Source organism: Leifsonia shinshuensis, assembly GCF_022606355.1.
GTDB classification, from domain to species: domain Bacteria; phylum Actinomycetota; class Actinomycetes; order Actinomycetales; family Microbacteriaceae; genus Leifsonia; species Leifsonia shinshuensis_B.
Map to the genome: position 1 here is coordinate 529,386 of NZ_JAHHZQ010000004.1, position 13,282 is coordinate 542,667.

A 13,282-nucleotide genomic window follows, 5' to 3' on the forward strand; every position below is an offset into this window, starting at 1 on the left:
CAACCATGAGTTCCGCGATCAGTGAACGGATCCCCTCCGCCGAACGGCGCGAGCAGATCCTCGGTGCCGCGAGCCTCGTCTTCGGGGAGCGCGGCTACTTCGGCGCCACCACCGACCAGATCGCCAAGGCCGCCGGGATCAGCCAGCCGTACGTCGTCCGGATGTTCGGCAGCAAGGAGAACCTCTTCGTCGAGGTGCTGCAGCGGGCGCTCGACAAGCTGATGACCAGCTTCCAGGACACGATCGACGGCTGGAAGGCCGACGGTTCGCCCGCGGGTGAGAACGGCGCCGTGGGCGAGCACCACGAGATCGGCCGCCGGCTCGGGCTCGCGTATGTGAACCTCATCGAGGACCGCGGGATCCTGCTGTCGCTCATGCAGGCCTTCGGCATGGGCAACGACGCCGTCATCGGCGGACGCGCCAGGGAGGGCTTCCTCGCCATCTACAAGATGGTCCGCGACCAGGTCGGCTTCTCGCCCGACGAGGCGCGCACGTTCCTCGCCGAGGGGATGCTGCTGAACACGCTCCTCGGCCTCAAGCTGCCGGCGGAGTACGGCAAGGACGCCTGCGCCACCGAGATCATCGAGTCCACGTTCCGCACCAAGCTGCAGCTGGTCCTCGACGTCGCCGGCGGGAACGCATGACCGGCAGCGGTCTCGTCCTGGTCGACAAGCCGGGAGGCTGGACGAGCCACGACGTCGTCGCGCGCGTGCGCAGGCTGGCCGGCACCCGCAAGGTCGGCCACGCCGGCACGCTCGACCCGATGGCCACGGGCCTCCTGATCCTGGGGCTCAACTCGTCGACCCGGCTGCTCACGTACATCGTGGGCACCGACAAGGAGTACCTGGCGACCATCCGGCTGGGAGCGACGACGACGACCGACGACGCCGAGGGCGAAGTGACCGCCGAGGCCGACCCGTCGGCGGTCGCCGCGGTGACCGACGGTGCGATCGCGAACGGCATCGCCGCGCTCACCGGCGAGATCGAGCAGGTCCCGAGCTCGGTCAGCGCGATCAAGGTCGACGGCAAGCGCGCCTACGCCCGCGTCCGCGCGGGGGAGGAGGTCGTCCTCCGACCGCGCGCGGTGACGATCGAGCGCTTCGATCTGCTCGGGGTCAGGCGCCTGCCGGGCGACGACGCCCCCGTGGCGATCGAGCTGGACGTGCGCGTCGTCTGCTCGTCCGGCACTTACATCCGCTCCCTCGCGCGCGACCTCGGCGCCGATCTCGGCGTGGGCGGCCATCTGACGGCGCTTCGCCGCACGCGCGTCGGGCCGTTCGATGTGCGGGACGCGAGCGAACTCGATACGCTCGATCCCGGCGCCGCCCTGATCCCCGCCGCCCAGGCGGCCGCCGAGCTGTTCGAGAGGCTGGAGCTGACCGAGCAGCAGGCGATCGATCTCACGCACGGTCGCCGCATCCACGTCGCGGACCGGGAGGGCGCCTCCGGTGCACCTGTCGCGGCGATCGCCCCGGGCGGCGCACTGGTGGGACTCATCGAGTTCCGCGGAAAGGAAGCACGGACGCTCGTGAACTTCCCCACCGACGAGATCGCGTCGTCGTGATCGAATGGTTCGTGGCGCTGCAGGTCGGCGTCGCCGTGATCGCGGGCGTCCTCTGCCTGGTGCTCGGCCTCGCCGGGCGCGTGCCGGGCGACGTCACGATGGGCGCGGTGGCACTCGTCGAGCTGCTCCTGATCGTGCAGCTGGTGATGGCCATCGTGGCGCCGGCCCTCGGCAACTCGCCGAGCGGCAGCCTCGCGGAGTTCTACATCTACCTGGTCTCCGCGCTCCTGCTCCCGCTCGCGGGAGGCTTCTGGGCGCTGATCGAACGTAACAGGTGGAGCACCGTCATCCTCGGCGGGGTGTGCCTTGCGATCGCGGTCATGGTGTATCGGATGGGGCAGATCTGGTTCGTCCAGGGCGCCTGACCGCGCCAGCAGCACGGATGGCGCGCGAATAGAATCGATAGCGATGTCACACCACACCATGTCCGCGGGCGAGCACACCGACGACCACCGTCCACGTCGCCGCATCTCCGGCGTCGGCCGCGTCCTCGTGTTCGTCTACGGCGTGCTGGCGCTCGCGGCCACCGGGCGCAGCGTCTTCCAGATCATCGACCGCTTCCACGAGGCGCCCGTGGCGTTCACGCTGTCCGGGCTCTCCGCCGTGGTGTACATCGTCGCCACCATCGCGCTCGTCGCGCCCGGCCGGTTCTGGTACCGCGTGGCGTGGGTCACGATCAGCTTCGAGCTGGCCGGCGTGCTGGTGATCGGCGCTCTGAGCCTGTTCGCGCCCCAGACCCTCGGCCTCCACGACATCGACCCGTTCGGGCGTGACGCCACCGTCTGGTCGGTCTTCGGCATGGGCTACCTGTTCATCCCGCTGGTGCTGCCGATCCTCGGGCTGTTCTGGCTCTCCCGGCACCACCCGACCGAGAAGGCCACGGCCGAGCGGACGGTCGCCGGCGACGGAGCGCGTTCGTGAAGGTCTTCCACGCCGTCGCGGAGGTGCCGGACGGGTTCGGTCCGAGCGCCGTCACGATCGGCAAGTTCGACGGCGTGCACACCGGGCACCGCGCGGTGATCGACCGACTGCGCAGCGTCGCCGCCGAGCGCGGACTGACCGCGACGGTCATCACCTTCGACCGCAACCCGCTGGAGCTGCTCGCCCCCGAGAAGTGCCCGTCGTCGCTGGTGAGCAACCGGCAGAAGCTCGAGCTCCTGGCGGAGACGGGCATCGACGCGACCCTGATGGTGGCCTTCGACCGCGCCCTGGCCGACCTCCCGCCCGAGGAGTTCGTGCATCGCATCCTGGTGGACCGCCTGCACGCGGCAGCCGTCCTCGTGGGAAGCGACTTCCGGTTCGGCGCCAGAGGAGCGGGCGACGTCGCGATGCTGACGGCGTTGGGCGAGCGCTACGGCTTCACGGTCGAGCTGATCGACGACGTGCGCCCCGAGCACGGCCGCCGGGTCTCGTCCACCTGGATCCGCGACCTGCTCGCCGAGGGCGACGTGCGGCACGCCGCCGAACTGCTCGGCACCGTGCCGACCGTGCGTGGCGTCGTGGTGCACGGGGCGGCACGCGGCCGTGAGCTGGGCTTCCCGACGGCCAATCTGTCTCCCGAGAACGAGGGCCTCATCCCGGCCGACGGCGTGTACGCCGGCTGGTTGACCGACGACGACGGCACGCGCTATCCCGCCGCGATCTCGGTGGGGAACAACCCCACCTTCGAAGGTGTGCCGCAGAAGCAGGTGGAGGCGTACGTGCTCGACCGCGAGCTCGACCTCTACGGGCACACGGTCGACGTCGCATTCGCCGAGCGCATCCGCGGCATGGTGGCCTACTCCGGCGTCGAGCCGCTGATCGCGCAGATCGCCGCAGACGTCGACGAGGCCCGCCGGATCCTGACCGCAGAGCCCGCGTGACGGCAGGGCAGGCGGCTCGCCCGCTCTGGCACGGTCGTGCGGTCGCTCTGCTCGGCATCCTGCTGGTCGCGGCCAACCTGCGCACGGCGGTCGCCGCGCTGTCGCCGATCTTCTCGGAGATCCGGGCGGAGTTCCCGGTGTCGGCCGTCGGGGTCGGGCTGCTCGGGATGCTGCCGCCGGTCTGCTTCGCGCTCTTCGGCCTCCTCGCGCCGATCTTCACGCGCCGGCTGTCGCTGGAGACCGTGCTGCTGATCGCGCTCGGCGTCATGCTGACCGGGCACGTCCTCCGCGCGGCCGCCGGCTCGTTCGCCGTGCTCGCGCTCGGCTCCGTTGTGACGTTCGCGGGGATGGGCGTCGGCAACGTCCTCCTGCCTCCGCTGGTGAAGCGCTACTTCCCCGACCGCATCGGCCTCGTCACCGCGCTGTACGCGACGGTGATGTCGGTGAGCACCCTGCTGCCGCCGCTGGTGGCGGTGCCGGTGGCGGATGCCGCGGGCTGGCACGTCTCGGTGGGGATGTGGGCTCTGATGAGCGTGCTCGCCATCCTCCCGTGGCTGCGCATCGTCATCACGCACCGGCCGGCTCATCCCGCTCACGACGTGGAGGTCGAGGAGGCCGACCGCTCGCTGGTGGCCCGCGTCTGGCGCTCCGGCCTGGCCTGGGCCATGGCGGTGGTGTTCGCGGTCTCGAGCCTCAACGCGTATGCGATGTTCGCGTGGCTGCCGCAGATCGTCCACGATGTCGCAGGGACCTCGCCGGCGGAGTCGGGCGCCCTCCTCTCGATCTATGCGGGGATGGGCATCCCGGCCGGATTGCTGGTGCCGTTGCTCGCCGCTCGGATGCGCAACGTCGCCCTTCTCGTCTACGCCGGCGTCGCGTTCTTCCTCGTAGGCTACGCGGGACTCATCCTGGCGCCGGGCGCGGCGACCTGGCTCTGGGTGGCGCTCGCCGGCCTCGGCCCGCTGCTCTTCCCGCTGAGCCTGGTGCTGATCAACGTGCGCACCCGCACGCACGCCGGGTCGGTGGCGTTGAGCGGCTTCACGCAGGGACTCGGCTACACGCTCGGCGCGCTCGGTCCGCTCGCGGTCGGCGTGCTGCACGAGCTGACGGGAGGCTGGACGGTGCCGCTGCTGGTGCTGACCGCGACAGCGCTCGCCGCCGCGGCGGCCGGGGCCGTCGTCGCCCGCCCCGCCGCGCTCGAAGACCGTTGACGATGCTCGTTGCTCATTTGAGCGGGCAGTGCGCAAGCGTTGCACGCCGCCCTAAGCTGGTCGGGTGGCCCTGAACGATACCGACGAGATCCTCGCCGTCAAAGCCGCAGAACTCTATTACGAGGCCGGCAAGACCCAGGACGAGATCGGCGTCGCCCTCAACGTCTCCCGCTGGAAGGTCGGCCGACTGCTGGTGGCAGCGCGCGAGCACGGTTTCGTGCGCATCGAGATCGTGCACCCCAGCGCCCGCCGGTTCTCGCTCGAACGCGAGCTGTGCGGCTTCTACGGGCTCGACGACGCCGTCGTCGTGCCCGCTGCGGAGGCCGACTCCGATGTGCAGGCGCGGGTCGCCCAGGCGGCAGCCGACTACCTGACCACTCTGCGCCCGGTGCCGCGGACGCTCGGAGTGAGCTGGGGGCGCACGCTGCACGCGGTCGCCGCACGGCTGCGCCCGGGCTGGGCCGTCGGCGTGAACCCGGTGCAGATCAACGGAAGCGTGTCGAGCACCCGCCAGGCGACCGCCGCGGCCGACACCGCCGTGGTGATCGCGCGCAAGGCGCAGGGCACGGCGACCCTCCTCCCGAGCCCCGCGATCTTCGAGCACGCGGCGACCCGGCGGGCCATCGAGGCCGACCGGTCGGTGCAGTCGGTGCTCGAGCTGGCGCGCAGCGCCAACGCCTACCTCTTCAGCGCGGGAGTCGTCGACACCAGCTCGGTGCACGTCGACTCCGGCTACCTCTCGTCGGACGACGTCAGGGCGCTGGCCGACAGGGGCGCCGTCGGCGACGTCGTCGGCCGCTTCATCGACGGCGACGGGCAGGTGGCAGACCCCGAGCTCGACAGCCGCACGCTGGGCCTCAGCCTGGACGAGCTCCGCAACGCCCGGACGTCCATCGCCGTCATCGCAGGGCAGGCCAAGCACGGCGTCGCCCATGCCGTGGTCGCCAGCGGGCTGTGCACGACGATCATCACCGACGAGTCGACGGCGAACGACCTCCTCGGCCGCACCGTGCCGAGTGAAAGGAACGAACTCACATGACCATCGAGACCACACCGCCCGTGCGCACGCTCGCACCGGCGGCCCGTGCCGTGGAGGTGCTGGGCGGCGACCTGACGGAAGGGTCGCTCCGGCGCTACCTGGGCGGCATCCCCGGCGTCGACGCCGTCGGGCTGGAGCAGCGCGCGGCCGGCCTCGGCACCCGCTCCATCAAGACCTCCAGCAAGGCCTGGGCACTGGACAAGGTGATCGAGCTCATCGACCTCACCACGCTCGAAGGCGCCGACACGCCGGGCAAGGTGCGCTCGCTCGTCGCGAAGGCCCTCACGCCCGACCCGAGCGACCTGACCGCGCCACGGCCCGCCGCCGTCTGCGTCTACGGCGACATGGTTCCGTACGCGGTGGAGGCGCTCGGCGCCTCGCACGCCGGACGCGTCGCCCGCGAGACCGGGCAGGCCGGGGGAGTCAACGTCGCCGCGGTGGCGACCGCGTTCCCGAGCGGCCGCGCCTCCCTGCCGGTCAAGCTCGCGGACACCGCAGACGCGGTTGCCGCGGGTGCCGACGAGATCGACATGGTCATCGACCGCGGTGCGTTCCTCTCCGGCCGCTACGGCCTCGTCTTCGACGAGATCGTCGCCGTCAAGGAGGCCTGCCGCCGCGACGACGGCAGCTACGCCCACCTCAAGGTCATCCTCGAGACCGGCGAGCTGAACACGTACGACAACGTCCGCAGGGCCTCCTGGCTGAGCATCCTGGCCGGCGCGGACTTCATCAAGACGTCCACCGGCAAGGTCTCGCCCGCCGCGACGCTTCCGGTCACCCTGCTGATGCTGGAGGTCGTGCGCGACTGGCACAGGCTCACCGGCGAGGAGATCGGTGTGAAGCCCGCCGGCGGCATCCGCTCCTCCAAGGACGCCATCAAGTACCTCGTCACCGTCGCGGAGACGGTCGGCGAGCGCTGGCTGCAGCCGCACCTGTTCCGGTTCGGCGCCTCCAGCCTCCTGAACGACGTGCTGCTGCAGCGCCAGAAGCTGCACACCGGCCACTACTCCGGCGCCGACTACGTGACGATCGACTGAGACGGACGACAACACCATGAGCTTTCTCGAGTACGCCCCGGCCCCCGAGTCGCGCGCGATCCTGAACCTGCGCGACCAGTACGGGCTCTTCATCGACGGCGAGTTCGTCGACGGCCACGGCACGCCGTTCCAGACGATCTCACCGGCGACGGAGGAGCGCATCGCGACCATCGCGACCGCCGACTCCGCCGATGTCGACCTGGCCGTCGCCTCCGCCCGCCGCGCCTACGACCGGGTCTGGTCGCGGATGAGCGGCAGCGACCGTGGCAAGTACCTGTTCCGCATCGCCCGGATCATCCAGGAGCGCGCCCGCGAGCTCGCCGTCGCCGAGAGCCTCGACAACGGCAAGCCGATCAAGGAGAGCCGCGACGTCGACGTTCCGCTCGTCGCCGCCTGGTTCTTCTACTACGCCGGCTGGGCCGACAAGCTGGAGCACGCCGGTCTCGGCCCTGCGCCGCGCGCGCTCGGCGTCGCCGCGCAGGTCATCCCGTGGAACTTCCCGCTGCTCATGCTGGCGTGGAAGATCGCCCCGGCGCTCGCGGCGGGCAACACCGTCGTCCTCAAGCCCGCGGAGACGACTCCGCTGACCGCGCTGCTGTTCGCGGAGATCGTGCAGCAGGCCGACCTCCCGGCCGGTGTGGTCAACATCGTCACGGGCGCGGGGGAGACCGGGCGCGACCTGGTCGCCCACCCGGACGTCAACAAGGTCGCCTTCACCGGGTCGACCGCCGTGGGCCGCGAGATCGCCCGCTCGGTGGCCGGCACCGACAAGAAGCTCACCCTCGAGCTCGGCGGCAAGGCCGCGAACATCGTGTTCGACGACGCTCCGATCGACCAGGCGATCGAGGGCATCGTCAACGGCATCTTCTTCAACCAGGGCCACGTCTGCTGTGCGGGGAGCCGCCTGCTCGTGCAGGAGAGCATCCACGACGAGGTCGTCGAGCGCCTGAAGCGCCGGCTCTCGACGCTGCGCCTGGGCGACCCCCTCGACAAGAACACCGACATCGGCGCGATCAACAGCGCGGAGCAGCTGCAGCGCATCCGCGAGCTGTCCGACATCGGCGAGGCGGAGGGCGCGGAGCGCTGGACCGCCGAGTGCGCGATCCCCGAGAACGGGTTCTGGTTCGCGCCGACGATCTTCGACAACGTGTCGACGAGCCACCGCATCGCGCGCGAGGAGATCTTCGGCCCGGTGCTCTCGGTGCTCACCTTCCGCACCCCGGCCGAGGCGATCGCCAAGGCGAACAACACGCCGTACGGCCTCTCGGCCGGCATCTGGACCGACAAGGGCAGCCGCATCCTCGCCGTCGCCGACAAGCTGCGCGCCGGTGTGGTCTGGGCCAACACCTTCAACCGCTTCGACCCGGCCAGCCCATTCGGCGGCTACAAGGAGTCGGGCTACGGCCGCGAGGGCGGCCGCCACGGCCTCGGCGCCTACCTGGTCCCCGGCCGGTCGCTGCCCGCGGCCGTCACCGCGGCCCGCACCTCCACCGCTCGCACCTCCACCCGCACCTCCACCCGCAAGGGAGTCACGAAATGAGCCGACTGGCCGTGCCGAAGACCTACAAGCTCTACATCGGCGGCAGATTCCCCCGCTCCGAGTCGGGGCGCAGCTACGAGGTCGTGTCGGCGAAGGGGGCCTTCCTGGCGAACGCCGCCAAGGCCTCCCGCAAGGACGCCCGTGATGCTGTGGTCGCCGCGCGCGCCGCGCTCTCCGGCTGGGCCGGCGCGACGGCATACAACCGCGGCCAGGTGCTCTACCGCATCGCCGAGCTGATGGAGGGCCGCAGGGCTCAGTTCGTCGACGAGATCCAGAAGGCCGAGGGCGTCTCGGCGGCAGCTGCCGGGGCGCAGGTGGACGAGGCGATCGACCGCTGGGTCTGGTACGCGGGGTGGGCGGACAAGTTCGCGCAGGTCGCCGGCAACGCCAACCCGGTAGCCGGCCCCTACTTCAACATCTCGGTGCCGGAGCCGACGGGAGTCGTCGCGATCGTCGCGCCGCAGGACTCCAGCCTGCTCGGCTTCGTCAGCGCGATCGCACCGGCGCTGGTCGCGGGCAACACCGTCGTCGTGGTCGCGAGCGAGCGGTTCCCGCTCTCGGCGATCAGCCTGAGCGAGGTGCTCGCGACGAGCGACGTCCCCGGTGGCGTCGTCAACATCCTCACCGGCTCACCGGCGGAGATCGCACCGTGGCTGGCCTCCCACGCCGACGTGAACGCACTCGACCTGGTCGGCGCCGGCGCTCTCGAGTGGGTCGATCTGCAGATCGCCGCGGCGGACACGCTCAAGCGCGTGCTCACCCCGGAGAACGGGCCGGACGCCGCTGCGCCGTCACTGGACCGCATCGCCTTCTTCACCGAGACGAAGACCGTCTGGCACACCAAGTCGCTGCTTTAGAGTCAGCTGTGCCTCCCTTCCCGCACCCCCTCTTCTGAGGGAGGATGGGAGGATGAGCGACGGGTGGGGATCGGAACACGGAGCGCTCGCCCTGGTCGGCGACAGCCTGACGCAGGGCGGCGACTGGGAGGCGTGGCTTCCCGGTGAAGACGTGCGCAACTTCGGCGTGGCCGGAGACACCACGGACGACGTCGTCGCCCGGTTGGACACGGTGATCGACGCGCAGCCTGCCACGGTCGCGCTGCTGATCGGCACCAACGACCTGGCCTGGCGGCGGTCGGCCGAGCACGTCGTGCGCAACGTCGAGACGATCCTGGTGACGCTGCGCAAAGAGCTCCCCGAGGCGCGCATCCTCGTGCAGTCGGTCCTGCCGCGCGGGCACGAGTTCGCCGATCAGATCCGCGACATCAACCGCCACCTCTGGCAGTTCGCTCCGACCGTGCACGCGGCCTGGCTCGACCTGTGGCCGGCGATGGCCCTGGACGACGGCGAGTTGAACCCGGCGTACACCGACGACCGCCTGCACCTCAACGCGGAGGGGTACCGCGCGTGGCTGAACGAGCTCGTCCCCGGACTCGAGCGGGCCAGGCAGCTGCCGCCGAACAGTCGCGCCATCCAGCTGCCGGATCTCGGCGGGGCGGCCTGACCACTGCCGCCGAACAGTCGCGCCATCCAGCTGCCGCATCTCGGCGGGCGGCCTGACCGCGGTCAGACCGCGCGGATCAGCTCTTCGTAGAACCGGATCCCGCGAAGCCAGGTCGCGACGCGGATCCGCTCGTTCCTGGCGTGCAGGGTGTGGTATTCCTCGACGCTGATGTCGAACGGGGTGAACCGGTACACCGCGTCGCAGATGGCGGTGAAGTGCCGTGAGTCGCTGGCTCCGAGCATGATGTACGGGGTCAGCACCGCCTCCGGGTGCACCGACGCGACGACGCGGGCGATCCGCTCCCATTCCGGGCCCGAGGTCGGCGAGACCGGCGACGGCTCGTTCGCGTCGGTCGCCTCGATGCGCACGCGCGGGTCGTGCACGGCCTTGCGGAGGTGGGCGAGGGTCTCGTCGACGCTCGAACCGACGGCGATCCGGACGTTGACCACGGCCTCTGCCGTCTCAGGCAGTGCGTTCGCTGCCAGGCTGCCGCGCAGCTGGGTCACCGCGGTCGTCGTCCGCACGACCGCCCGGGTCTCGTCTCCGAGCCGCGCGAATGCCGCTCGCAGCAGCGGCTGGAGGCGTCGTGCCCGCGTGAAGGCCGCCCGGTAGAGCCCGGTCGCATGGGCGCCGAGGGTCTCCACCATCTGCAGATTGGTCTCGGACAGCCGGGACGGGAACGGGCGGGCGTTCAGCCGGGTGATCGCGCGGGCCAGGCGCACGGTCGCCGTCATCCGTGGCGGTGTCGAGGCGTGCCCTCCCTGCTGGTCGACGGTCATGGTCACCGTCGTCGTGCCCTTCTCGCTCACTCCGACGACCGCGACCGGACGACGCACACCGGGGAAGAGGCCCTGGACGACCGCGCCGCCCTCGTCGACCACCATGGCCGGGCGTACTCCCCGTTCGCGCAGGGAATCCACGATCGCGTGGGCGCCGGAACCGACGGTCTCCTCGTCGTTCCCGAAGGACAGGTACACGTCCTGTGCCGGGGTGAAGCCCTCGGCGAGGAGGCTTTCGACGGCCTCGAGGATGGCGACGACCGCCCCCTTGTCGTCGAGCGTGCCGCGCGACCACAGCAGCCGGTCGTCGCCGTGTCCGGTCAGCTCGGCGGCGAACGGCGGATGATCCCAGCCGTCCGGCGTGGCAGGGACGACGTCGTAGTGCGCCAGCAGCACGATCGGCGCGTCGTCCGCACGCCCGCGCCAGCGGTAGAGGAGTGCGTGCCCGTGGTCGCCGTGCCGTTCCAGGTCGAGGGCGGCGTGCACGCGGGGGTAGAGCCGGGGGAGCGCGGTCACGAACGCGTCGAACGCGGCCCAGTCGGTCTCCTCGACCGCGTTGCGCGACATGGTGGGGATGCGCAGCAGGGTGCGGAACCGTTCGACGGCCGACTCCTCGGTGCCGGCCGTGCGTGCGTCCGTCACTCGCCGGCCGCCGTGCGGAATGCGGAGAGCGCGTCGTCGCTGAACAGCACGAAGCGCACCAGTTCGACCGAGCCGACGCCGGAGGACAGCACGGCGCGCACGGTGCTGATCGCGACGCGGGCCGCATCCTCCATCGGCCAGCCGTAGACGCCGGCCGAGACCGCGGGGAACGCAACGGTGACGGCACCGAGCTCGCGGGCCACCCTCAGCGACGAACGGTAGGCGTTCTGCAGGTCGGGAGTGCGATCGTCGTCGTGAGCCCAGACCGGGCCGACGGTGTGGATGACCCACCGGGCAGGGAGGTCGCCCGCTGTCGTCGCGACGGCCTGGCCGGTCGGGAGGCCGTCGGGCAGGGTCGTGGTGCGCAGCTCGCGGCACGCGGCCAGGATCGCGGGTCCGCCGCGGCGGTGGATGGCGCCGTCCACGCCGCCACCGCCGAGCAGGGAGCTGTTGGCCGCGTTGACGACGGCGTCGACGGCCTGTTCGGTGATGTCTCCTCGAACGATCTCGATCGGGTCCGACACATCAGCCCCGGTTGTTCGAGAGCTCGTACACCTTGAGGAGCTCGAGGATCGCGTCGTCGCGCTGGTCGCCGCCCTCCTCGAACATCGTGGAGACGTGGGTCTTGAGGTGGTTCTCGACCAGGAGCTTGTTGAGCGAGCCGAGCGACTTCTGGATGGCGAGGGACTGGGTGATGATGTCCACGCAGTAGTCCTCGTTCTCGATCATCTTCTCGAGCCCGCGGAGCTGCCCCTCGAGGATGCGCGTGCGGTGGAGGGCCCGCTTCTTGATGTCTGCGATCACCGCACCAGGATACCGCTGTCGGACGATACCCCGGCGAGGTATCCAGACGGCGCATCGTATTCACGGCAGTGCATAATGAGTAAAGATCATATTCCACGATGTTCATGCAGACGTATCAGATCCGGGGATTCCGCGCCAGGATTCGGCACGGCGCGCCACGAAGACACCCCCTAACGGGGGGTGGGGGAGGACATACTGCCGGGTCTATCCTCCCTATAGGGGTTGAGAAATATTCGTTTTACAGGAAAGGCCCGACTTTGCTGAAGAACCTCAGCCCGCTGCTGTCCGGTGCGCTTCTGAGCGCGCTCGACTCGATGCAAGATGGCGACACGCTTACCCTTGTCGGCAGCGGCTATCCCGAAGAATCACTGACCACGCCCATCGTCCACCTGGGGGAGGACGTCACCACTGAAGCGGCCGCCGAAGCCATCCTCAGTGTGTTTCCGCTCGACACCGCAGACCCGTCGCCGATCGTCTTCCTCGACCTCGCCGGCGAGCCCTACGACGTCCCCGACGTCGCCTTCGCGGTGAACGGCATCGCCTCGGACGCGGAACTCCGCCGCATCCCGATGACCCGGCTCGACCTCGAGCCGTTCCTCGAGCTCGCGTCGCACTCCGCCGTCATCGTCCGCGTGGGATCGGACGCGCCGCCGTGCGCGTTCCTGTTCCGCCGTGGAACGCTCTGAGGCGTACTCCACAGAACAGCCGTCCGCGCCCCCGGGAGAGGTCTCGTCCCGGGGGCTCGGACCGTCTCCGGCCGCGGTCCTCCTCACAGCGGCGGATCACTAGAGTTGTGGGGTGCCCTACACCCCGCAGCCGCCCGCATACAACCGCGCCGCCCTCGCGCCAGGACTCATCGGCGCGCTCGCGCTGCTGTTCGGCCTCGGTCTCGCGCCCTGGTACGTCTGGGTGCAATACGCGGTCTGCGTCCTCGCACTGATCCTCTGCGTGTTCGCCTGGCAGGCGAAGCGGCGCTGGTGGCTGGTCGGGCTGATCCCGATCGCCGTGCTCTGGAATCCGATCTGGCCGATCCCCGGACTCGCCCCGGCGCTCGCCCTGCTCAGCCTCGCAGCGGCCGCCGTCTTCATCGCGGCAGGACTCACCATCAAGATTCCCGCCGACACACGCCGCTGAGGGCGTCGCATACGGTAAAATGACGGTTGCACGGCCGTCCTGCGTCGTGCGCCCGGCGTTCGTCGATGCTCGGTCCGGACCACTCGGTTCCGGAGCCCAGCCGCCCCGCCGGCCCTCACGCTCTACGGCGTCGCGTCCTCAGTCAGCGCGCGGCGCCTCCACTGGAG

The 13,282-nt window shown here is 70.5% G+C and carries 16 protein-coding genes; 13 read left to right on the forward strand and 3 right to left on the reverse strand.

Annotated features, from left to right (window positions below; genetic code table 11):
- The first annotated feature begins 5 nt into the window (after positions 1-5).
- From KNO15_RS17860 to KNO15_RS17910, 11 genes are all read left to right on the forward strand, one after another.
- Complete coding sequence (locus KNO15_RS17860; RefSeq protein ID WP_241705151.1) at positions 6-644, forward strand: TetR/AcrR family transcriptional regulator; 639 nt, start codon at positions 6-8, stop codon at positions 642-644.
- Positions 641-1,564: a tRNA pseudouridine(55) synthase TruB gene (gene truB, locus KNO15_RS17865; protein ID WP_241705152.1), complete on the forward strand. Its 924-nt coding sequence runs from the start codon at positions 641-643 to the stop codon at positions 1,562-1,564. The genes KNO15_RS17860 and truB overlap by 4 nt, the downstream gene beginning before the upstream one ends.
- On the forward strand, positions 1,561-1,929 hold the full coding sequence (locus KNO15_RS17870; protein WP_241705153.1) for a hypothetical protein: 369 nt from the start codon (positions 1,561-1,563) through the stop codon (positions 1,927-1,929). The genes truB and KNO15_RS17870 overlap by 4 nt, the downstream gene beginning before the upstream one ends.
- 43 nt (positions 1,930-1,972) lie before the next feature.
- Positions 1,973-2,485, forward strand: coding sequence for a hypothetical protein (locus tag KNO15_RS17875; RefSeq protein WP_241705154.1), 513 nt, complete (start codon positions 1,973-1,975; stop codon positions 2,483-2,485).
- Positions 2,482-3,426 (forward strand): bifunctional riboflavin kinase/FAD synthetase, encoded by a 945-nt coding sequence (locus KNO15_RS17880; RefSeq protein ID WP_241705155.1) that lies wholly within the window; start codon positions 2,482-2,484, stop codon positions 3,424-3,426. Before KNO15_RS17875 ends, KNO15_RS17880 begins: the two co-directional genes overlap by 4 nt.
- Positions 3,423-4,637, forward strand: coding sequence for an MFS transporter (locus KNO15_RS17885; protein WP_241705156.1), 1,215 nt, complete (start codon positions 3,423-3,425; stop codon positions 4,635-4,637). Before KNO15_RS17880 ends, KNO15_RS17885 begins: the two co-directional genes overlap by 4 nt.
- A gap of 64 nt (positions 4,638-4,701) precedes the next feature.
- Positions 4,702-5,676, forward strand: a complete 975-nt coding sequence (locus KNO15_RS17890) for a sugar-binding transcriptional regulator (protein WP_241705157.1) — start codon at positions 4,702-4,704, stop codon at positions 5,674-5,676.
- The gene (deoC, locus tag KNO15_RS17895) at positions 5,673-6,713 is read left to right on the forward strand and encodes a deoxyribose-phosphate aldolase (RefSeq protein ID WP_241705158.1); all 1,041 of its coding nucleotides are present in this window, start codon (positions 5,673-5,675) and stop codon (positions 6,711-6,713) included. The genes KNO15_RS17890 and deoC overlap by 4 nt, the downstream gene beginning before the upstream one ends.
- A 16-nt stretch (positions 6,714-6,729) precedes the next feature.
- Positions 6,730-8,253, forward strand: coding sequence for an aldehyde dehydrogenase family protein (locus tag KNO15_RS17900; RefSeq protein ID WP_241705159.1), 1,524 nt, complete (start codon positions 6,730-6,732; stop codon positions 8,251-8,253).
- On the forward strand, positions 8,250-9,110 hold the full coding sequence (locus tag KNO15_RS17905; RefSeq protein WP_241705160.1) for an aldehyde dehydrogenase family protein: 861 nt from the start codon (positions 8,250-8,252) through the stop codon (positions 9,108-9,110). The genes KNO15_RS17900 and KNO15_RS17905 overlap by 4 nt, the downstream gene beginning before the upstream one ends.
- A gap of 52 nt (positions 9,111-9,162) precedes the next feature.
- Positions 9,163-9,756, forward strand: a complete 594-nt coding sequence (locus KNO15_RS17910) for an SGNH/GDSL hydrolase family protein (RefSeq protein WP_241705161.1) — start codon at positions 9,163-9,165, stop codon at positions 9,754-9,756.
- 62 nt (positions 9,757-9,818) lie between these two features.
- On the opposite strand, the gene KNO15_RS17915 is transcribed toward KNO15_RS17910, so the two are convergent.
- Genes KNO15_RS17915 through KNO15_RS17925 form a run of 3 tightly spaced genes read right to left on the reverse strand, consistent with a single transcriptional unit; the run spans position 9,819 to position 11,981 of the window.
- A complete protein-coding gene (locus KNO15_RS17915) occupies positions 9,819-11,177 on the reverse strand; it encodes a M20/M25/M40 family metallo-hydrolase (protein WP_308220454.1) in 1,359 nt (452 codons plus the stop codon).
- On the reverse strand, positions 11,174-11,701 hold the full coding sequence (locus tag KNO15_RS17920) for an O-acetyl-ADP-ribose deacetylase (RefSeq protein ID WP_241705162.1): 528 nt from the start codon (positions 11,699-11,701) through the stop codon (positions 11,174-11,176). Before KNO15_RS17920 ends, KNO15_RS17915 begins: the two co-directional genes overlap by 4 nt.
- Position 11,702: 1 nt before the next feature.
- On the reverse strand, positions 11,703-11,981 hold the full coding sequence (locus KNO15_RS17925; protein ID WP_185277937.1) for a metal-sensitive transcriptional regulator: 279 nt from the start codon (positions 11,979-11,981) through the stop codon (positions 11,703-11,705).
- A gap of 257 nt (positions 11,982-12,238) precedes the next feature.
- On the opposite strand from KNO15_RS17925, the gene KNO15_RS17930 reads away from it, so the two are divergent.
- Positions 12,239-12,667: an RbsD/FucU domain-containing protein gene (locus KNO15_RS17930; RefSeq protein ID WP_241705163.1), complete on the forward strand. Its 429-nt coding sequence runs from the start codon at positions 12,239-12,241 to the stop codon at positions 12,665-12,667.
- Between the two features lie 112 nt (positions 12,668-12,779).
- On the forward strand, positions 12,780-13,115 hold the full coding sequence (locus KNO15_RS17935) for a DUF6804 family protein (RefSeq protein WP_241705164.1): 336 nt from the start codon (positions 12,780-12,782) through the stop codon (positions 13,113-13,115).
- Positions 13,116-13,282: the final 167 nt, after the last annotated feature.